This is a genomic window from Mycolicibacterium alvei, from assembly GCF_010727325.1.
Taxonomy (GTDB): Bacteria; Actinomycetota; Actinomycetes; order Mycobacteriales; family Mycobacteriaceae; genus Mycobacterium; species Mycobacterium alvei.
The window spans coordinates 4,340,174-4,357,560 of record NZ_AP022565.1 but is presented as its reverse complement, the minus strand read 5'-3'; the positions used below and the strand labels follow the sequence as shown (position 1 = coordinate 4,357,560).

The following is a 17,387-nucleotide window of genomic DNA, read 5'->3' as shown; positions in this document are numbered from 1 at the left end:
GATCAACAGGCTTTCTGCAGCGAGCACGGCAGCAGTGCTGACCGCGGCTGCGCTGGCGTTCCCCACGTCGGCCACGGCCGCCTCCAACTCGGCCGTCAGCTCGATCCCGAGCCCCCAGGGCACGATCGAGATGCACGTCAGCGCGGACTGCGCGGGTACGCAGTGCACGTTCAACACATCGGCCAACCTGCTGACGCCGGACGGCCCCATCGGATTCCCCGGTGATGCGTGGGCACGTCAGACGATCACCCTGCGCAGTTCCAACAAGGACACGTGGCAGGAAGCGTCCTACAGCGCGCCCGCCGGGATGCCCCGGGAGATCAAGGGCTCCAACCACGACAACGTGTTGTCACGGTTGCTCCGGTCGGTCAACAAGGTCGAGATCTCGACGACCTACTTCGGTGGCGGGCCGATCGAACGCTTCAGCATCGAGGGCGTATCGACCCCGACCGATTGGCGGACCGGCCAACCGAACACCAAGGATCAGTTCATCATCTGCTCAGACATCCACGTGGTCTGGGGCGGCGTGAACCTCGCCACTCCCCCGGCCTGTGCGCAGACGGGATTCTGACCGGCGTCTGCGGGATTAGCGCGGCAGCCCGAGCAGGCGCTCACCGGCAACGGTCAGCAGGATCTGCTCGGTGCCGCCGGCGATCGTCAGGCAGCGCGTGTTGAGGAAATCGTGCACCTCGCGGTTGCGTACCACGCCCCCGCCATCGGACAGCTCCAGCCGGAACTCCGCCAGCGTCTGGCGATAACGCACGCCGATCAGCTTCCGCGCGCTGGCCTGTGCACCGGTGTCCTGGCCGCTGACCGCCAACTGTGCGATCCGCTGGTCCAGCAGTGACCCCACCTGGGCCGTCAGGATCAATTCGCCGAGGCGGTCCAGATCGGCCGGGTCGACATCCGGCTGCGCGCCGAGGGTCTGCAGCAGTTCCTCCATCGGATTGCCCAGTGCTGTACCGCCGGCCATCGCCACCCGCTCGTTGGCCAGCGTGGTGCGGGCCAACCGCCAGCCGTCGTTGACGGTGCCCACCACCATGTCGTCGGGCACGAACACGTCGTCGAAGAACACCTCGTTGAACAGTTCGTCACCGGTGATCTCCCGCAGCGGGCGGATCTCGATGCCCGGCGTCAACATGTCGATCAGGAAGTAGGTGATGCCTTTGTGTTTCGGGGCGTCGGCGTCGGTGCGCGCCAGGCACACGCCCCAGTGCGCCTTCTGCGCCGCCGAGGTCCACACCTTCTGGCCGGTCAGCTTCCACCCCGGCTCACCGTTCGGACCTTCGGCGCGAACAGCTTTCATGCGCAGCGCAGCCAGGTCCGACCCGGCGCCCGGCTCGGAGAACAGCTGGCACCAGGCCACGTCACCACGCAGGGTGCCCGGCACGAACCGGTCGATCTGTGCCGCGCTGCCGTGGTCCAGGATGGTCGGCACTGCCCACCACCCGATCACCAGATCCGGGCGCACCACCTCGGCTGCGGCAAGCTCCTGATCGATCAGCAGCTGCTCGGCGGGAGATGCGTTGCGCCCGTAGGGACGTGGCCAGTGCGGGGCCAACAGACCGGACTCGGCCAGGGCCACCTGCCGCTTTTCCACCGGCAACGCGGCCACCTCGGCCACCGCGGCACTGATCTCCGGACGCAGGTCGGCCACCGAGTCCAGGTCGATCCGAAGTTCACGACGCACACCCTGCTGGGTCAGTGCGGAGACCCGGCGGATCCACCGACGCCGGCCACCGAGTGCATGCGAAATCCCGTACGCGCGACGCAGATACAGATGCGCCTCGTGTTCCCAGGTGATACCGATACCGCCGAGCACCTGGATGCAGTCCTTGGCGTTGGCCTCGGCCGCGCCGACGCCCGCGGCGGCCGCCACAGCGGCAGCGATCGACAGCTGGGAATCATCGGACTCCGACACCGCACGCGCCGCATCGGCGGCCGACACCGAGATCTGCTCCGAGCGCAACAGCATCTCGGCACACATGTGCTTGACGGCCTGGAAGCTACCGATCGGCTTGCCGAACTGCTCGCGCACCTTGGCGTACTCAGTCGCGGTCTGCAGGGTCCAGCGGGCCAACCCGGCGGCCTCGGCGGCCAACACGGTGGCGGCGATGTCGGAGAACCGCTGCGGCGAGACGTCGAGCACCTGCGCGGGTGCGGAATCGAGCACGACCCGGGCCAGCGGCAGCGAGAAGTCGGTGGCGGTGAGCAGTTCGATGCTCACCCCTGCGGCACTCGCGTCGACCAGCACCACGCGGTCCCCGGCAGGCAGCAGCAGGACCCCGGCGGCGTCGGCGCCCAGGACGTACTCGGCGGTGCCCGAGACGGTGCCGGTTTCGGAGTCACCGGACAGCGTCAGGTCCGCGTCCAGCGCCGCACCGGCGGTGCGCTCACCCGATACCAGTGCCTCCAGTACGGCCTCGTCGGTGACGATCAGGGTGGCCAGTGCCGTGGTGGCCACCGGACCGGGCACCAGCGCGGCGGCGGCCTCGTCGACCATGGCGCACAGGTCCTCGACCGTGCCGCCGGCCCCGCCCTTGTCCTCCGGCACGGCAACGCTGAAGATCCCCAGTTCGGCGAGACCCTGAAAGGGACTGCGCCAGGCATCGGCATCATCTTCACCGGATCGGACCGCCGCGGCGGTGTCGGTTGCGGCAGCCCAGCTCCGTACCAGGTCGCGGGCGGCAAACTGCTCGTCGGTGATGGTGGCAGATGCGCCGGCCATGGTGGACCTCCTAGCCCCTCACGCGAGAAGTCCGTGCTTCCCACTAGAACGTGTTCTAATGGTGACAGTGTTCGACCGTCAAGTCGAACCGCATAACAGCAGGACACGTCCGTGTGTTTGACGGCGCGGAGGTGCGAAGAAGGAGTTCGCCGTGCGTATCGTTTTCGACAACGTACGCGACGAGAGGGGGCCACACACCGCATGTCCAGCGCACCACAACAGGCAGGCAGCGAACCGTCCGGGTCAGACACCCGACCGCGTGAGGTCCTGAACGTGGCCGTCCTCGCCGAATCCGAACTCGGCTCAGAAGCTCAGCGGGAGCGCCGAAAGCGCATCCTGGACGCCACCCTGGCCATCGCCTCCAAGGGCGGCTACGAAGCCGTCCAGATGCGGGCCGTGGCCGAACGCGCCGATGTCGCCGTCGGCACGCTGTACCGCTACTTCCCGTCCAAGGTTCACCTGCTGGTGTCCGCCCTCGGCCGCGAGTTCGAGCGCATCGACGCCAAGACCGACCGGGCCGCCCTCGCCGGTGGCACCCCCTACCAGCGGCTGAGCTTCATGGTCGGCAAGCTGAACCGGGCCATGCAGCGCAATCCGCTGCTCACCGAGGCCATGACGCGGGCCTTCGTCTTCGCCGACGCCTCCGCGGCGGGCGAGGTCGATCATGTCGGCAAACTGATGGACTCGATGTTCGCCCGCGCGATGAGCGACGGCGAGCCGACCGAGGACCAGTACCACATCGCCCGCGTCATCTCGGACGTATGGCTGTCCAACCTGCTGGCCTGGCTGACCCGGCGCGCCTCGGCCACCGACGTCAGCAAGCGACTGGATCTGGCCGTGCGATTGCTGATCGGCGCCGAGGACAAACCTAAGATCTGACGGGTGACCCTTCCCGTCGAACTCCAGGACGCACTGGCCCGGGCCGCACGCATACCCAGGCTGCTGATCACCTCCGATTTCGACGGCACCCTCGCCCCGATCGTGAACAACCCGGCCGACGCGCGCCCGCTGCGCGACGCCGCCGATACGCTCATCGCACTCGCCGACCTGCCCGGCACCGCGACCGCCCTGATCTCAGGGCGCGCCCTCGAGGTACTGCGGGATCTTTCGGGCATGCCCACGGCAGTGCACCTCGTCGGCAGCCACGGCGCCGAGTTCGACTCCGGATTCGCCCACCCGATCGATCGCGCCCGGCTCGATCAGATCGCCGCCGAACTCACCGCGATCGCCCGTAACCGGCCCGGGGTGACCGTCGAAATCAAACCCGCAAGCGTGGCCCTGCACGTGCGCAACGCCGAACCTGCCGACGCCGACTCCGCGTGCGCGCAGGCACGTGCGGCGTCAGCGGCCTGGGAGGCCGAGCTGACCGAGGGCAAGGCCGTCCTCGAGTTCGCCGTGATCACCACCGACAAGGGCGAGGCGATCGACGTCCTGCGCGACGAGCACAGCGCGTCGACGGTGATCTATTTCGGCGACGACGTCACCGACGAGAAGGCGTTCCGGCGGCTGCGCGACGGCGACGTGGGCGTCAAGGTCGGACCGGGCCAGACGCTGGCCGGGTACCGGGTGGACGAGCCCGAAGATGTTGCGGCCGCACTGAAATACCTGCTCGACGCGCGCCGCTCCGCCGAAACGGTATTCCGGCAGGAAAAGGCCGAGTAGGCATCTGCTGGAATACCGTTTCGGCGAATTGAGAAGAGGTCAGGCCGGCGGGCCAGACGTCCGGCCGCGCACCACCTCGGTTTCCAGCACGTCGATCACCGGCAGCCCGTCCCGCGGCGGATTGTGCAGCAATTCACCGGCTCTGCGCCCCTTGGCCATACTGGACTGCACGACCGTGGACAGGCCTCGGCGCAACGCGTCGGGCACCCCGTCGAAACCGGTCACCGTCATCTGCCCGGGCACATAGATGCCGCGGGAACGCAGATAGTCCATGGCCGACAAGGCCAGTACGTCGGCGGTGCACATCAGCGCGGTGATGCGGGGGTTGGCGTCCAGCGCCACCTCGGCAGCAGCTCCGCCGGACGTCGGCAGATGGTCGTAGCTCTCCACCACGGTCAGCCTGTCCGGCGCCAGGCCGGCAGCTGCCATCGCGTCGTACACCCCGTGGATCCGTTCGCGCTGCACATGGAAGTGCGGAGTCAGAACCCGATCTGGATCTGCCAGTGCGGGTTTCGTGCCGGCGTGTATCCAGTCGCGACCCAGCCGCATGGTCAGCAGGCCGATGTCGCGATGACCCAGTTCGAGCACATGCTCGGCCAATTGCCGCATCGCGCCGCGATCGTCGATGCCGACCCGCGAGACCCCGGGAACGTCCTTAGGCTGATCGACCACCACGACGGGCAACTGCCGCTGACGCACCACCGACAGATACGGATCGTCGTCGGAGGCCGAATACACCACGAATCCGTCGACACCCGCGGCGAGTACGGCCGCCGAACCGTCCTCGAAACTGCGGTTGGGACCGATGGCCACCAACAACAGCCCCTGCCCAGCCGCCTCGCAGGATTCGGCAAGCCCGGCAACGAAATCCAGCGCGGCGGGATCACTGAACGAGTAGTTGAGCGGCTCGGTGATGATCAGTCCCACCGCACCGGCCCGCCGGGTGCGCAGCGACCGGGCCACCGGATCCGGTCCGGCGTAGCCCAACCGCTTGGCCGCATCGAAGATCCGGTCGCGAAGCTCGGTGGACAACTGGTCAGGCCGGTTGTACGCGTTGGAGATCGTGGTCCGCGAAACCTTCAGTTCGGCCGCCAACGAAGCCAGGGTGGCCCGCCGCGGCGGGTGAGGACTCCTTGGCATGCTTTCTGAGGCTAGTGGATCTCCGAATTCCGCACCCGGTCAACCGTCCACACCGCCAGCCAGATCCCGCAGGCGATCGTGACGATCACGAAGCTCGGCGGCATGTTGAAGATCGCCGAAACCGCCAGCCCCGCCCACACCGACGCCACGCTGATCCCGGTTGAGATCGCCATCGCGAGAATCGGCCGGGCCGTCACCATGATCGCCGTCGCGGCCGGGGTGACGACGAGCGCGAACAGCAGCAGCGTGCCCACCGCCAGCACCGCCATCGTCACCGCAATTCCCAACAGGACCATGAACAGCACCGACAACGCCCGGACCGGCACCCCTTTGGCCTCGGCCACCTGCGCGTTGACCGACGCGAACAGCAGTGGGCGGAAGACGAATACGACCGCGGCGGCCAACACCACCAACAGTGCGGCGAACATCAGCAACTGCTGGTGGGTGATGGCCAGCAGGTTCCCGAACAACACATTGGTCAGGGTGGACGAATTCTTGGTGGCCAGCGAGTTGAAGAACAGGCCGAAACCGGTGGCCAGCGCCAGAACGGTGCCGGTGGCCACCTCACGGTCGTAGGCCCGGCTGCCCAGCGCCCCGATCACCAGCGCGCCGCCGATGCAGAACGCTCCCAGCCCCAATCCGACCGGAAGCCCCAGCAGCGCCGCGCCGGTGGCGCCGGGCAGACCGATGTGGGCCAGCGCGTGCGCGGCGAAGGCGGTGTTGCGGACGATGACGAAATAGCCGATCAGGCCGGCGGCCAGCGCCACCAAAGTGCCGCCGATCAACGCGTTGCGCATGAACACCGACGTCAGAATCTGCCACCAGTTGTGCTGGTAGCCCAGTGCCAGATTGCCTTGGGCGAACGCTCCAGCAGCAGCCAGACCGGCCGACATCACACGCTCCTCATGTACATCTGCCCCAGCGGGGTGTTCGCCACCTGCACCTGGGTTCCGTAGAGGTGGGTCAGCAGGTCGGCGTCCACCACCTCGTCGATCGCGGCGTGGTGTGCGTGCCCGTCGAGCAGGTAGATCGCACTGTCGAGCACGCTCAGCAGTGGATTGAGGTCATGTGCGACAACGAGAATCGTCACACCCAGGTCCTTGTTGAGTTTGGCCAGCAGCTGCACGATCTCGTGTTGGTTGCGCAGGTCGAGTGCGGCCAACGGCTCATCGAGAATGAGCATTTTCGGATGTCCGACAAGGGCATTCGCCAGGGCGACGCGCTGGCGCTGGCCTCCGGACAGCTCCGACAACCGCATGTTCGCGAACCCGGTGGCCTCGACCCACCCCAGGGCCTCGTCGACCCGGGCCCGGTCGGCGGCCGAGGTGCGGGTGAAACCCCAGCGACGCCCCGTGAGCCCGAGGGTCACCGCACCGCGGGCCCGGATGGCCTCCCCCGCGCCTGCGGCGTAGTCCTGGGGGACGTAGCCGATCAGATCGTTGTGTTCACCCGGCGCGCCGCCGATCACCCGCACCGAACCCGAGGCCGCGGGCAGCAGGCCCAGGATGACCTGCAGCATGGTCGACTTGCCCGACCCGTTGGAGCCGATCAGCGCGACGATGCCGCCGGTCGGGATCTCGAAGGTGCCCTCCGACCAGATCAGCCGTCCCCCGCGCACAGCGCTGACGTCGTCGAAGACGACGGCGGGCGGCGGCGCGTCCGTTGACACTAGGGCTGGACTCCGAGCGCCTTGGCCAGCGCGGTCAGTTGGTTCACCTGCCAAGCCTCGAACGAATCCGCTCCGGGCGCCACCGTTTCGGTGACATCGACAACCGGAATCCCGGCACTCTCGGCGGCGGCCCGGATCTGCTTGGGCAGCGCGCCCTCGGTCTGGGTGTTGTAGATCAGCACATCGACACCGTGATCGGAGAGCAGTCGCAGGAATGCGTCCAGATCCGCCGGTGACGGGTCGGTGTGGTTCGACACGGCCGCCTGAAACCCGGCAGGAGTCTGGTTGACCAGGCCGAGCGCGGCCGCCATATCGTCGAACAGCACTTCGGTGGCGGCATAGCGCTTGCCGGGCGCCTTGGCCTTGATGTCGGCGATCAGCTGTTGGTAGGGCTGCATCGCGGTGGTGAACTCGGCCCGGCGCGCCAGGAAGTAATCCCGTGCCTCGGGAGCCGCTTGACCGAGTTCCTCGGTGACGGTGTCGGCGACGCCGCTGACCGCGGCGGGGTTGTACCAGGCGTGTGGGTTGGCCCACGATTCGTCGGACTGGCCGACGGCCGAGACGACGATGGCATTCGGCGCGGCGCTCTGTGCCAGTTTGTTGGCCCATGCGTCGTAGTTCCCGCCGTTGACGACGACCAGTTGGGCGCCCTGGAATTTCGCCGCGTCGGCGGGCGCGGGCTCGAAGTCGTGCGGATCGACCGACGACCCGGCGATTACGGTGGTCACCTTGGCACAGTCACCACCCAGGGCGGACACGATGTCGCCCCACTGGTCGACGCTGACGACGACGTTGACCGGTGTCGTCACGCAGTTGCCGGCAGATTCGGGCTGGGCCTCTTCGGAGCCGCAGGCGGCCAGCGGGGTGACGAGCAGCAGGCCCGCCAGTGCGTAGAGCTTGAGGTTCACGACCACATCACCCAGTAACGATAACCGTTTTCATTAGTGGCCGCACACCGGGGTCCGATGGCCCACACCCCAGACCTTGCGCATCGCCGCGGAGCGGTAGGCGAAGTCGGATCCTGCAGGGCGGCCCTGCCGGCCGCCACCGCAACTCGGTCCCAGCCTGGCCACCCCATAAGCTCCAATCGTGTCCGAGCATGCCTTCAGCCCCGACGAACGTCGCGCCGTCTACCGGGCCATCGCCGAACGCCGGGATATGCGCCGGTTCGTCCCCGGCAGCACGGTGCCGCCCGAGGTCCTCGGCCGCCTGCTGCACGCCGCCCACGCCGCCCCGAGCGTCGGCCTGATGCAGCCGTGGCGGTTCATCCGGATCACCGACGACGAGTTGCGCCGCAAGATCCACGCCCTCGTCGACCAGGAACGAATCCGGACCGCCGATGCGCTCGGCTCGCGCGGCGACGAGTTCCTGGCCCTGAAGGTAGAGGGCATCCTCGACTGCGCCGAACTGTTCGTCGTCGCGCTCGGCGAGAACCGCGATCGGCACATCTTCGGTCGGCGCACCCTGCCCCAGATGGACCTGGCCTCGGTCTCCTGCGCCATCCAGAACATGTGGCTGGCCGCCCGCGCCGAGGGACTCGGCATGGGCTGGGTGTCGATCTTCGAGCCGCTGCCGCTGGCCCGGTTGATGGGCATGCCCGACGACGCCGAGCCGGTGGCGATCCTGTGCCTGGGCCCGGTACCCGAATTCCCGGACCGGCCGGTGCTGGAGATCGAACACTGGACGGTCGGGCGCCCGTTGCCCGAGTTCGTCGCCCAGAACAGCTGGCCGGCCGAGCCGTCGCCCTAAGCTGGACACATGGCTGCCGCCGTCGATCTCAATGCCGACCTGGGCGAGGGCTTCGGCGCGTGGAATCACGGTGACGACGAGGCCATGCTCGCCGTGGTCACCAGCGCCAACATGGCCTGCGGTTTCCACGCCGGCGATCCCGCGCTGCTGCTGCGCACCTGCCGGCAGGCCGCGGCCCGGGGCGTGCGGGTGGGCGCCCAGGTGAGCTACCGGGACCTGGCCGGATTCGGCAGACGCTTCATCGACGTCAGCCCCGAGGACCTCGCCGCCGACGTGATGTACCAGATCGGTGCGCTGCAGGCCCTCGCGCACGCCGCGGGAACCACCGTGGCCTACGTGAAACCCCATGGTGCGCTGTACAACGCCATCGTCAGCCACCGTGAACAGGCAACCGCAGTGGCCGCCGCGGTGGCCGCCATCGACGCTCGACTACCGGTGCTCGGGTTGGCGGGTTCGGCGTTGTTCGAGGAGGCCGACCGGCTCGGCCTGCGCACTGTCGCCGAGGCGTTCGCCGACCGCGCCTATCAACCCGACGGCACCCTGGTGTCGCGGCGCGAACCAGGGGCGGTGCTGCACGATCCCGCGGAGATCGCCGACCGGGTGGCGCGCATGGTCACCGCCGGTGAGGTAACCGCGGTGGACGGTTCTGTCATCAGCGTGACAGTGGATTCGGTCTGTGTACACGGCGATTCACCGGGTGCGGTGCAGATCGCCACGACGGTTCGCGAGCGCCTGACCGACGTCGGGATCACGCTGGCCGCATTCAGTTGAGAGCGCAATCCCCGCACTTCGATCCGCCTGCCACCCGGTAGTAGAGGCAACAACTGCGGCGGCGGAACGTCAACCCCTCCAGGTGGCCTGCTCCAACCAATTCGCCTGTGGCCAAGAGTGATTCGGTGACATTTAGTACGTCGTCCCGCAGTTCCGGGCGGGCCCGGGCCAGCTCGGCCGCCGCCGCGACCAACGCCGCCGCGGCATTGCCGTAGAGCAGCCCCGACGCCATCTTGACCCGAAGCCCGGCGGCGAGCGGCTCGAGATGGTCGGTGATCACCAATCGATACAGCTGCCGCACCATCTCCGGTCCGGCTTCGGCAGGTTCGCCCAGCGGCTCCGGCAACCGGAGTTCGGTACTGGTGCTGCGGCGCTGCAGATCGGTCAGCTCGGGCAGCACCCCGTACTGCAGCGCACACCCCAGCACCGGCGACCACAAGCGCGATGCGTGGCTGAACTGAACCAGGGAGGCACCGATACGAAGGTCCGTCGTGCGGTATCCGGCGGCGGTCTTGCCCACGAGGTCATCGCAGCCGTCGTCATAGCAGCGCCACACCGGAACCCAGCCGGCCGGATCTCCGCCGACGGTGATGGCAAAGAACCCGCCGAGCGAGGCGATCTCGCCGAGTTGGGTGCCGATGTTCACCACGGCGCCACCGCCTCGGGCACGATGGTGATCTGAGGTCTTCCGGCATCGACAGTGATCCGGGCTGCGACCCGGTAGACGTCGGCAAGTAAATCCACGGTGAGGACCTCCACAGGGGTTCCGATGGTAACCAGTTCTCCGCCGTCGAGCACACAGATCCGATCGCAATATGCCGCAGCGAGATTCAGGTCGTGCAGTGCGGCAATGACCGTCGCACCGGACTCCCGCAGCAGGCCCAGGGCCTCGTGCTGATGGCGCAGATCGAGGTGGTTCGTGGGTTCGTCGAGCACGATGACGTCGGCGCGTTGCGCCAACGCGCGAGCGATGAGCACACGTTGCTTCTGCCCTCCGGACAGCCGGCCGTAAGCGGCCCCGCCCAGGTCCGCAATATCCAGCGCCGCCAGAGAGCTGCCGATGATCTCGCGGTCCTCACGGCTGTCGGACTCGAAGGATCGCTTGTACGGGGTGCGACCCATGGCAACCATGTCGAACACGGTGAGCTCGAAATCGCCTGCCGCTTCCTGCAATACCGCCGCGACGCGACGTGCGGCCAGCTTGCCGGGCAATCTCCACACGTCGGCGCCGTCGACCAGAACCCGTCCGGCGCTCGGCCGCAGGGCTCGGTACAACGTCCGCAGGAGTGTCGTCTTGCCCGCCCCGTTGGGACCCACCACGGCCAGTACCTCACCCGGGATGACCGTCAGCGAAACATCGGTGACCAGGGGCTTGCCTCGCACCGACACCGAGACCGCGTCGAACACCACACCCGCCGTCACGCCGCGGCCTTCCGTCGCATCAGCCACAGGAAGAACGGTCCGCCGACGAGTGCGGTCAGAATCCCGACGGGCAGTTCCTCCGGCGCGGCGACGGTGCGAGCCACGATGTCGCACAGCACCAGAAATGCCGCCCCCAACAGCGCGGCCGCCGGCAGCGCCCGGCGGTGGTCGGCACCGACCAGCAGGCGCACCACATGCGGCATGACCAGCCCGACAAACCCGATCGTCCCGCTGACCGCAACCATGGTTCCGACCATGAGCGCCACGACGACGAACATTCCCGCCCGCAACCGATGCACATCGAGCCCGAGTGAGGCGGCCGCCTCTTCGCCGGTGTAAAGCAGGTTCAGCGATCGCGTGAACGCCAGCAGCACCAGCACACCGAGGAGCACCGCCACCGCGGGCACCCAGACCATCCGCCAGGTGGTGCCGCCCAGGCCGCCCAGCATCCAGCGCACGGCCGACTGCGCCTTGTGCGGATCGTCGGAGGTGACGATCATCAGGCTCGCCAGCGCGGACAGCACTTCGGCCACCGCCACGCCGGCCAGAACCAGCCGCACAGTCGCCATCCGCCCGCCCGAGCGGGCCAGGAAGTAGACCGCGACGAGCGCGAGGAAGGCCCCGAGGAAGGCCGCCAACGGCAGGGTCAGTGCCTGAAGTGCACCGGCCCCGAACACCAGGATCACCACGGCGCCGACCGAGGCTCCAGAGGAGACGCCCAGCAGCATGGGGTCGGCGAGGGGGTTACGCACCACGGCCTGTAGCACCGTGCCGCACGCCGCCAGACCCGCACCGACGACCGCGCCCAGGACCACCCGCGGTAGCCGCGCATCGAGCACGATGGACTCCCTTACCGCAGGCCAACTCTGCTCGACAAGGCCCGGATGGACGGCGTGCAGCACGATCGCCCACACCTGCCCGGGCGGGATGGATACCGAACCGATGGCCACACCGGCGGTCACTGCCACCAGCAGCAGCCCGGTAAGCACCGCGAGGGTCAGCCGGTAGGGAATCACGCAAACCGGTCCGGGTGCAGCTGTCGCGCCAGGGCCTCCACCGCCCGGCCCACCCGCACGCCGACCACCACCGAAGACAACGGGAGGACCGCGAACCGCCGCTGTGCGACCGCCGGAACATGCTGCAACAGAGGATGTTCGGTGAGGAATCGTTTCTTGTCGGCGACCGGCTGATCTCCGTAGTCGTAGATCACGATGACCTCGGGTGCGCGCTCGGCGAACTGCTCCAGCGATACGTCGCCCCACACCTTCGGCACATCGGTGAACACGTTGGCGCCACCGGCGGCCTCGATCATCGGGTTGCCGATACCCTTGCCGCCCGAGGTGAACACCGTCGCCTCGCCACTGTCGTAGACCGCGACCCGTACCGGCTGGACCCCGCGTAGTTTCGCCTCGGACCGCGCGAGCTCTCGATGAAGCTTTCCGATCTGTTGTTCAGCCCGGTCGGTGACACCGAAAATTGTTCCTATGCTACGGATTTCGTCATCCACGACGGACATCGCGACGGGCCCGGACCGGCAGTCCTCGATGTTGAGGTAGGTGTTCACCCCGGCGTCGGTCAACCGTTGCCGGGCGCGACCCTCCTTCTCGTCGAACGCGCTGTCCCACCCGCCGTAGACGAAGTCGGGCTCGACCGCCAGCAGCGACTCATACGACGGGTATTCCTTGGCCAGGATCGGAACGCTGTCGTACGCGGCCTGATACTCGGGCAGGATCCGGTCGTCGAGGAACGACGTGCCGACCATCGAATCCTCCAGGCCCAGCGCCAGCAGCATCTCGATCGCATGCTGGTTGAGCGCCACCGCGCGGGTGGGCGGACGGTCATAGGTGGCGCTGACGCCGCAATTGTCCACGGTGACCGGGAATCCCGGCGGCGCGTTGCCCGCGGTCTCTGGTGTCGCCGGGGAAGCACACCCCGACACCAGTAACGCCGACGTCAGGCCGGCGATCAGCCAACGAGCAGCCATGGGCGTACCCATCCTCTCCGGGGAGATCCGCCCCAGTACATGAGGTGGCGACTGCGGTGTGTATCTGGCTCTACAGTGGCGGGACCGCGCCGGATTCTCACCGGCTTCCACGATCCGCAGTCGCCCTATCGCCGTCGATGGTAGGTCAAGCGGGGCCGACCACCGGCAGCAGCGCCATCTCCCTGGCGTTCTTGATCGCCGCGGCGACCTGGCGCTGTTGTTGCGGGGTGAGCCCGGTGATGCGCCGGGACCGGATCTTGCCCCGCTCGCTGATGAAAGTGCGCAGCAGATGGACATCCTTGTAGTCGACCTCGGTCACGCCGAGGGCCTTCAGCTGATTGCGCCTGGGTTTCTTGAGCTCGGTCCGTCGTTCGGCGTAGCGCTCCACGGGTTTCCGGCGCTGCTCGTTCTTGACGATCTTGGATCGCTTGGCCATCAGCGCTCCTCACGGAATTCGACGTGACGACGGATGACCGGGTCGTACTTGCGCAGCACGATCCGGTCCGGGTCGTTACGGCGGTTCTTGCGGGTGACGTACGTGTACCCGGTGCCCGCGGTCGACTTCAGCTTCACGATCGGCCGGATATCGGTGCTGGCCATCAGATCTTCTCCCCTGCGCTGCGCAGCCGGGCCACCACGGCCTCGATGCCGTCACGGTCGATCACCTTGATTCCCTTGGCGCTGACCCGAAGCCGGACCCGGCGCCCCTCGCCTGCCAGGTAGTAGGTCTTGGTCTGGATGTTGGGGTTCCAGCGGCGGCGACTGCGTTTGTGCGAGTGCGACACCGTATTGCCGAACCCGGGCGAGCGCCCGGTGACTTGGCAGTGGGCAGACATCGGTCTCCTTCGGATGGGGTAGCCTCACGATAATGATAACCATTTTCATTAACAACTTTCTGGGGAGGTGCGGTGCGAACCCCTGTGGTGCTGATCGCCGGTCAAGGTGACAGCAACGACGTAGCGGACGAACTGGGCCGCGGGCCCGGAACCGTGTTGGTGCGCCATATCTTTGACGGCCACGTGGTGCTGCGGACCGTGTCCGACCGGAACGGGACATCCGAACTCGCCCTCGAGCTCGCCCACGGTTGCGTGTCCTGCACCGTCCGCGACGACCTGCTGATCCTGTTGCGGCGTCTACACCGGCGCGGCGACGTGGATCGCATCGTGGTTCAGTTGATGCCCTGGCTGGAGGCCGAGCCGGTGTGCTGGGCGATCAACACCATCCGGGTCCACGTCGGGCCCGGTTACCTCGACGGGCCCGCCGCTCGCGACGTCACCATCGAGGCAGTGATCGCATGCCTGGACGCGGCGGTCTGGCTGCAACAGTCTGTCGGCGACGAGGAACTGCCCGACGGACGCACGGTCGCCCAGGTGGTCGTCGGTCAGGCCGAGTTCGCCGACATGCTGGTGCTCAACGAGCCCGAGGCCACCACCCTGGCGGTGCTGCACCGACTCGCGCCCCGCGCCCGCATCACCGTGGGCCCCGACCGCGTCGAACTCGCCCTGGCGCATCTGGAGCCGAACAGCCGGCGCGGGCGCACGACCACCCCGCACGATCCACTCCTGGCCGGTGAACCGCCGCTGGCGCCCGACGACGAGGTCATCATCATCGAATTCGCCGCGCGGCGGCCGTTCCACCCGCTGCGCCTGCACGACGCCGTCGACCTCCTGCTCGACGGGGTGGTGCGCACCCGCGGTCGGGCCTGGCTGGCCAACCGCCCGGCCGACGTCATGTGGATCGAATCTGCAGGCGGCGGAATGCATTTCAGCAACGCCGGAAAGTGGCTGGCGGCAATGGAATCCACCGAGCTGGCCTACACCGATCCGGAACGCGTGGCGATGGCCGCGATCGCCTGGCATCACCAGTTCGGCGATCGTCACGTATCGCTGACGGTCCTGGCCTGCGGTGCCCGGCCCGGCGAGGTCATCGAGGCGCTGCGCGGCGCGCTGCTCACCGACGACGAACTCGCACAACCCGACCTGTGGGCCGATTACCCCGACCCGTTCGGGGACTGGCACCAAGAACCCTGTCAGCCACCGGTCGGGCAGGTGGAGAAGTTCCGCCGCCGCTACGGGTAGGTCCAGGTTCTAGGGTGGAACCATGCGGCTCAAGCCCGGCAGACCCGACCTGGCCCCCTATGCGCGGTTCTTCGACGCACCGTCGGCCACACCGCAATCCCCGGTCACCGTCACCTGGGCCGGGGTCAGCACCTTGTTGGTCGACGACGGTTCCTCGGCCATCCTGACCGACGGGTTCTTCTCCCGGCCCCCGCTGCCGAACGTCATCTTCGGCAAGCTGGCGCCGTCACTGCCCCGCATCGACGGCAGCCTGGCCCGCCTCGGCCTCGACAAGCTCGAAGCGGTGCTGCCGGTGCACACGCACTTCGACCACACCATGGACTCGGCCGTCGTGGCCGAGCGGACGGGTGCCCGACTCGTGGGCGGCACCTCGACCGCCCAGGTGGGTGCCGGCGGTGGCCTGGCACCCGATCGGATCGTCACGGTCACCCCGGGCGAAGCCATCACCCTCGGTGCTTACGACGTGACGCTCTTCGAGTCCGAACACTGCCCGCCGGACCGCTTTCCGGGCGTCATCACCGCGCCCGTCGTGCCGCCGGTCAAGGTCGCGGCCTACAAGTGCGGCGAAGCCTGGTCGACGTTGGTGCATCACCGGCCCAGCGACCGCCGCCTGCTGATCGTCGGAAGCGCGGGTGCGGTGCCGGGCGCCCTCGACGGACAGCGCGCCGAGGTCGTGTACCTCGGGATCGGCCAGCTAGGGCTGCAGTCCGAGGGGTATTTCGAGAGCTACTGGGCCCAGACCGTGCGTGCGGTCGGGGCACGTCGGGTCGTGCTGATCCATTGGGACGACTTCTTCCGCCCGCTGCACAAGCCGCTACGCGCCCTGCCATATGCCGGTGACGACCTCGATGTGTCGATGAAAAGACTGACCAGACTTGCAGACCAGGACGGGGTGAGCCTGCACCTGCCCACCGTGTGGGAACGGTCCGACCCCTGGCTCTGATTTTCGCGCTCGGCGCGCTGGCTGTGGTCCTGGCTTTCGCGCTGGCGCGGCCCGAGGGCTGGCCCGAAGCAGTCGCAGCGGTGCCCGCTGCCGGCCTGCTCATCGCGTTCGGGGTGATCTCTGGGCCCGACGCGCTGGCCGAGGTGAATCGCCTACTGCCCGTCGTCGGATTCCTGGCGGCGGTGCTGGTGCTGGCCCACCTGTGTGACGACGAAGGCCTGTTCCACGCCGCGGGCGCGCTGATGGCCCGGGCGAGCCGGGGTGATCCCCGGCGACTGCTGACCCGGGTGTTCCTGATCGGGGCGACGACGACGGCCGTGCTGAGCCTGGACGCCACCGTCGTGCTGTTGACGCCGGTGGTGCTGGCCACCGCCCGCACCTTGGCGATACCGCCCCGGCCGCATGCCTATGCCAGCGCACATCTGGCCAACTCCGCGTCGCTGCTGTTTCCGGTGTCGAATCTGACGAACCTGTTGGCGTTCGCCGTGGCAGGGTTGTCCTTCATCCAGTTCAGTGCGGTGATGGCGCTGCCCTGGCTGGCCGCCATCGGCGTCGAATTCGTGCTTCTGCGTTGGCTTTTCCACCGTGAGCTGAGCCACCCGGCCGCCGAGGTGACTCCGCCGCCGACCGAGGTTCCGGTGTTCGTGCTCGTGGTGTTGGGTTTGACGCTGACGGGTTTCGTCGTCACGTCGGCCTGCGATGTGCCGCCGGCCTGGGCAGCACTGGGCGGGGCGGTCGTGCTGGGCCTGCGCAGTCTGGCCCAGCGCCGCAGCACGATTCGCGGCATCGCGCGCGCCGTCAATGCGCCGTTCCTGGCGTTCGTCGTGTGTCTGGGTGTCGTGGTGGACGCCGTCGTTCAGAACGGTCTCGGCGACGTGATGGGTGGGGTGCTCCCCCTCGGCGACTCGTTGCCCGCGCTGCTGGGCCTGGCGGCCGTGGCTGCCGTGTTGGCCAATGTGGTCAACAACCTGCCGGCAGTGTTGGTGCTGCTGCCCTTGGTGGCCGGTGCCGGACCGGGAGCGGTGTTGGCCGTGCTGATCGGGGTGAACGTCGGCCCCAACCTGACCTACGTCGGATCATTGTCAAACTTACTGTGGCGCAATGTGGTTCACCGCGAAGGCCTACCTGCGCGGTTCACCGAGTTCAGCCGGGTGGGGCTGTTCACCGTGCCGCTGACCCTGGTGGCCTCGGTGCTCGGATTATGGCTGAGCCTGAGGCTTTTCGGCGTCTAGAAGGTCGGG

Annotated in this window: 20 protein-coding genes and 1 riboswitch; of the genes, 8 read left to right on the top strand and 12 right to left on the bottom strand. The window is 68.0% G+C overall.

Annotation, left to right across the window (positions count from 1 at the left end):
* Window position 1 precedes the first annotated feature (1 nt).
* A complete protein-coding gene (locus G6N44_RS20825; RefSeq protein WP_163670201.1) occupies window positions 2-571 on the top strand; it encodes a hypothetical protein in 570 nt (189 codons plus the stop codon).
* Window positions 572-586: 15 nt separating this feature from the next.
* Here the strand turns inward: G6N44_RS20825 and G6N44_RS20820 are convergent, their stop codons facing one another.
* Window positions 587-2,728, bottom strand: a complete 2,142-nt coding sequence (locus G6N44_RS20820; protein WP_163667053.1) for an acyl-CoA dehydrogenase family protein — start codon at window positions 2,726-2,728, stop codon at window positions 587-589.
* 201 nt (window positions 2,729-2,929) lie between these two features.
* Between G6N44_RS20820 and kstR the strand changes: the two genes are divergently transcribed.
* Together kstR and otsB are read left to right on the top strand one after the other, a co-directional pair.
* Complete coding sequence (kstR, locus tag G6N44_RS20815; RefSeq protein WP_163667051.1) at window positions 2,930-3,607, top strand: cholesterol catabolism transcriptional regulator KstR; 678 nt, start codon at window positions 2,930-2,932, stop codon at window positions 3,605-3,607.
* Between the two features lie 3 nt (window positions 3,608-3,610).
* The gene (gene otsB / locus G6N44_RS20810; RefSeq protein ID WP_163667049.1) at window positions 3,611-4,390 is read left to right on the top strand and encodes a trehalose-phosphatase; all 780 of its coding nucleotides are present in this window, start codon (window positions 3,611-3,613) and stop codon (window positions 4,388-4,390) included.
* Window positions 4,391-4,429: 39 nt separating this feature from the next.
* On the opposite strand, the gene G6N44_RS20805 is transcribed toward otsB, so the two are convergent.
* The 4 genes from G6N44_RS20805 to G6N44_RS20790 are packed head-to-tail and all read right to left on the bottom strand — an operon-like array spanning window position 4,430 to window position 8,107.
* A complete protein-coding gene (locus G6N44_RS20805; protein WP_163667046.1) occupies window positions 4,430-5,530 on the bottom strand; it encodes an Rv3575c family transcriptional regulator in 1,101 nt (366 codons plus the stop codon).
* A gap of 11 nt (window positions 5,531-5,541) precedes the next feature.
* Window positions 5,542-6,423 carry a metal ABC transporter permease gene (locus tag G6N44_RS20800; RefSeq protein WP_163667044.1) on the bottom strand — a complete coding sequence of 294 codons (882 nt, stop codon included), beginning with the start codon at window positions 6,421-6,423 and terminating at the stop codon, window positions 5,542-5,544.
* Window positions 6,423-7,199, bottom strand: a complete 777-nt coding sequence (locus G6N44_RS20795) for a metal ABC transporter ATP-binding protein (RefSeq protein ID WP_163667043.1) — start codon at window positions 7,197-7,199, stop codon at window positions 6,423-6,425. The genes G6N44_RS20800 and G6N44_RS20795 overlap by 1 nt, the downstream gene beginning before the upstream one ends.
* Window positions 7,199-8,107, bottom strand: a complete 909-nt coding sequence (locus G6N44_RS20790; protein WP_372508216.1) for a metal ABC transporter solute-binding protein, Zn/Mn family — start codon at window positions 8,105-8,107, stop codon at window positions 7,199-7,201. The genes G6N44_RS20795 and G6N44_RS20790 overlap by 1 nt, the downstream gene beginning before the upstream one ends.
* A gap of 181 nt (window positions 8,108-8,288) precedes the next feature.
* Here G6N44_RS20790 and bluB point away from each other — a divergent pair, with 181 nt between their 5' ends.
* Together bluB and G6N44_RS20780 are read left to right on the top strand one after the other, a co-directional pair.
* The gene (gene bluB, locus G6N44_RS20785; protein WP_163667039.1) at window positions 8,289-8,948 is read left to right on the top strand and encodes a 5,6-dimethylbenzimidazole synthase; all 660 of its coding nucleotides are present in this window, start codon (window positions 8,289-8,291) and stop codon (window positions 8,946-8,948) included.
* A gap of 9 nt (window positions 8,949-8,957) precedes the next feature.
* Window positions 8,958-9,719, top strand: a complete 762-nt coding sequence (locus tag G6N44_RS20780; RefSeq protein WP_163667037.1) for a LamB/YcsF family protein — start codon at window positions 8,958-8,960, stop codon at window positions 9,717-9,719.
* Here the strand turns inward: G6N44_RS20780 and G6N44_RS20775 are convergent.
* The 7 genes from G6N44_RS20775 to rpmB all read right to left on the bottom strand — a co-directional run bounded on the left by G6N44_RS20775 (window position 9,712) and on the right by rpmB (window position 13,961).
* Complete coding sequence (locus tag G6N44_RS20775) at window positions 9,712-10,365, bottom strand: (2Fe-2S)-binding protein (protein ID WP_163670199.1); 654 nt, start codon at window positions 10,363-10,365, stop codon at window positions 9,712-9,714. The two genes, G6N44_RS20780 and G6N44_RS20775, sit on opposite strands and share 8 nt — an antisense overlap.
* Window positions 10,362-11,168, bottom strand: coding sequence for an ABC transporter ATP-binding protein (locus G6N44_RS20770; RefSeq protein WP_235682826.1), 807 nt, complete (start codon window positions 11,166-11,168; stop codon window positions 10,362-10,364). Before G6N44_RS20770 ends, G6N44_RS20775 begins: the two co-directional genes overlap by 4 nt.
* Complete coding sequence (locus tag G6N44_RS20765; protein ID WP_170309415.1) at window positions 11,138-12,157, bottom strand: FecCD family ABC transporter permease; 1,020 nt, start codon at window positions 12,155-12,157, stop codon at window positions 11,138-11,140. Before G6N44_RS20765 ends, G6N44_RS20770 begins: the two co-directional genes overlap by 31 nt.
* Window positions 12,154-13,125, bottom strand: a complete 972-nt coding sequence (locus G6N44_RS20760; RefSeq protein WP_163667035.1) for an ABC transporter substrate-binding protein — start codon at window positions 13,123-13,125, stop codon at window positions 12,154-12,156. The genes G6N44_RS20765 and G6N44_RS20760 overlap by 4 nt, the downstream gene beginning before the upstream one ends.
* A gap of 38 nt (window positions 13,126-13,163) precedes the next feature.
* Window positions 13,164-13,259, bottom strand: a riboswitch (cobalamin riboswitch).
* Between the two features lie 11 nt (window positions 13,260-13,270).
* Entirely contained in the window at window positions 13,271-13,561 is a 291-nt protein-coding gene (rpsR, locus tag G6N44_RS20755; protein ID WP_235682825.1) for a 30S ribosomal protein S18, read from the bottom strand.
* Window positions 13,561-13,725, bottom strand: a complete 165-nt coding sequence (gene rpmG, locus G6N44_RS20750; RefSeq protein WP_036442423.1) for a 50S ribosomal protein L33 — start codon at window positions 13,723-13,725, stop codon at window positions 13,561-13,563. The genes rpsR and rpmG overlap by 1 nt, the downstream gene beginning before the upstream one ends.
* The gene (gene rpmB, locus G6N44_RS20745) at window positions 13,725-13,961 is read right to left on the bottom strand and encodes a 50S ribosomal protein L28 (protein WP_163667033.1); all 237 of its coding nucleotides are present in this window, start codon (window positions 13,959-13,961) and stop codon (window positions 13,725-13,727) included. The genes rpmG and rpmB overlap by 1 nt, the downstream gene beginning before the upstream one ends.
* A 72-nt stretch (window positions 13,962-14,033) precedes the next feature.
* On the opposite strand from rpmB, the gene mrf reads away from it, so the two are divergent.
* Genes mrf through G6N44_RS20730 form a run of 3 tightly spaced genes read left to right on the top strand, consistent with a single transcriptional unit; the run spans window position 14,034 to window position 17,378 of the window.
* Window positions 14,034-15,203 (top strand): ribosome hibernation factor-recruiting GTPase MRF, encoded by a 1,170-nt coding sequence (gene mrf / locus G6N44_RS20740; protein ID WP_163667031.1) that lies wholly within the window; start codon window positions 14,034-14,036, stop codon window positions 15,201-15,203.
* 22 nt (window positions 15,204-15,225) lie between these two features.
* A complete protein-coding gene (locus G6N44_RS20735) occupies window positions 15,226-16,146 on the top strand; it encodes an MBL fold metallo-hydrolase (protein WP_163667029.1) in 921 nt (306 codons plus the stop codon).
* Window positions 16,137-17,378 carry an SLC13 family permease gene (locus G6N44_RS20730; RefSeq protein ID WP_179964595.1) on the top strand — a complete coding sequence of 414 codons (1,242 nt, stop codon included), beginning with the start codon at window positions 16,137-16,139 and terminating at the stop codon, window positions 17,376-17,378. The genes G6N44_RS20735 and G6N44_RS20730 overlap by 10 nt, the downstream gene beginning before the upstream one ends.
* The last annotated feature ends 9 nt before the right edge of the window (window positions 17,379-17,387 follow it).

Excerpts from the sequence above, each read along its gene's own strand:
- G6N44_RS20820 (WP_163667053.1), bottom strand. The coding sequence starts at position 2,728 with ATGGCCGGCGCATCTGCCACCATCACCGACGAGCAGTTTGCCGCCCGC.
- kstR (WP_163667051.1), top strand. The coding sequence starts at position 2,930 with ATGTCCAGCGCACCACAACAGGCAGGCAGCGAACCGTCCGGGTCAGAC.
- G6N44_RS20805 (WP_163667046.1), bottom strand. The coding sequence starts at position 5,530 with ATGCCAAGGAGTCCTCACCCGCCGCGGCGGGCCACCCTGGCTTCGTTG.
- G6N44_RS20800 (WP_163667044.1), bottom strand. The coding sequence starts at position 6,423 with ATGTCGGCCGGTCTGGCTGCTGCTGGAGCGTTCGCCCAAGGCAATCTG.
- G6N44_RS20780 (WP_163667037.1), top strand. The coding sequence starts at position 8,958 with ATGGCTGCCGCCGTCGATCTCAATGCCGACCTGGGCGAGGGCTTCGGC.
- G6N44_RS20760 (WP_163667035.1), bottom strand. The coding sequence starts at position 13,125 with ATGGCTGCTCGTTGGCTGATCGCCGGCCTGACGTCGGCGTTACTGGTG.
- rpsR (WP_235682825.1), bottom strand. The coding sequence starts at position 13,561 with ATGGCCAAGCGATCCAAGATCGTCAAGAACGAGCAGCGCCGGAAACCC.
- rpmG (WP_036442423.1), bottom strand. The coding sequence starts at position 13,725 with ATGGCCAGCACCGATATCCGGCCGATCGTGAAGCTGAAGTCGACCGCG.
- rpmB (WP_163667033.1), bottom strand. The coding sequence starts at position 13,961 with ATGTCTGCCCACTGCCAAGTCACCGGGCGCTCGCCCGGGTTCGGCAAT.
- G6N44_RS20735 (WP_163667029.1), top strand. The coding sequence starts at position 15,226 with ATGCGGCTCAAGCCCGGCAGACCCGACCTGGCCCCCTATGCGCGGTTC.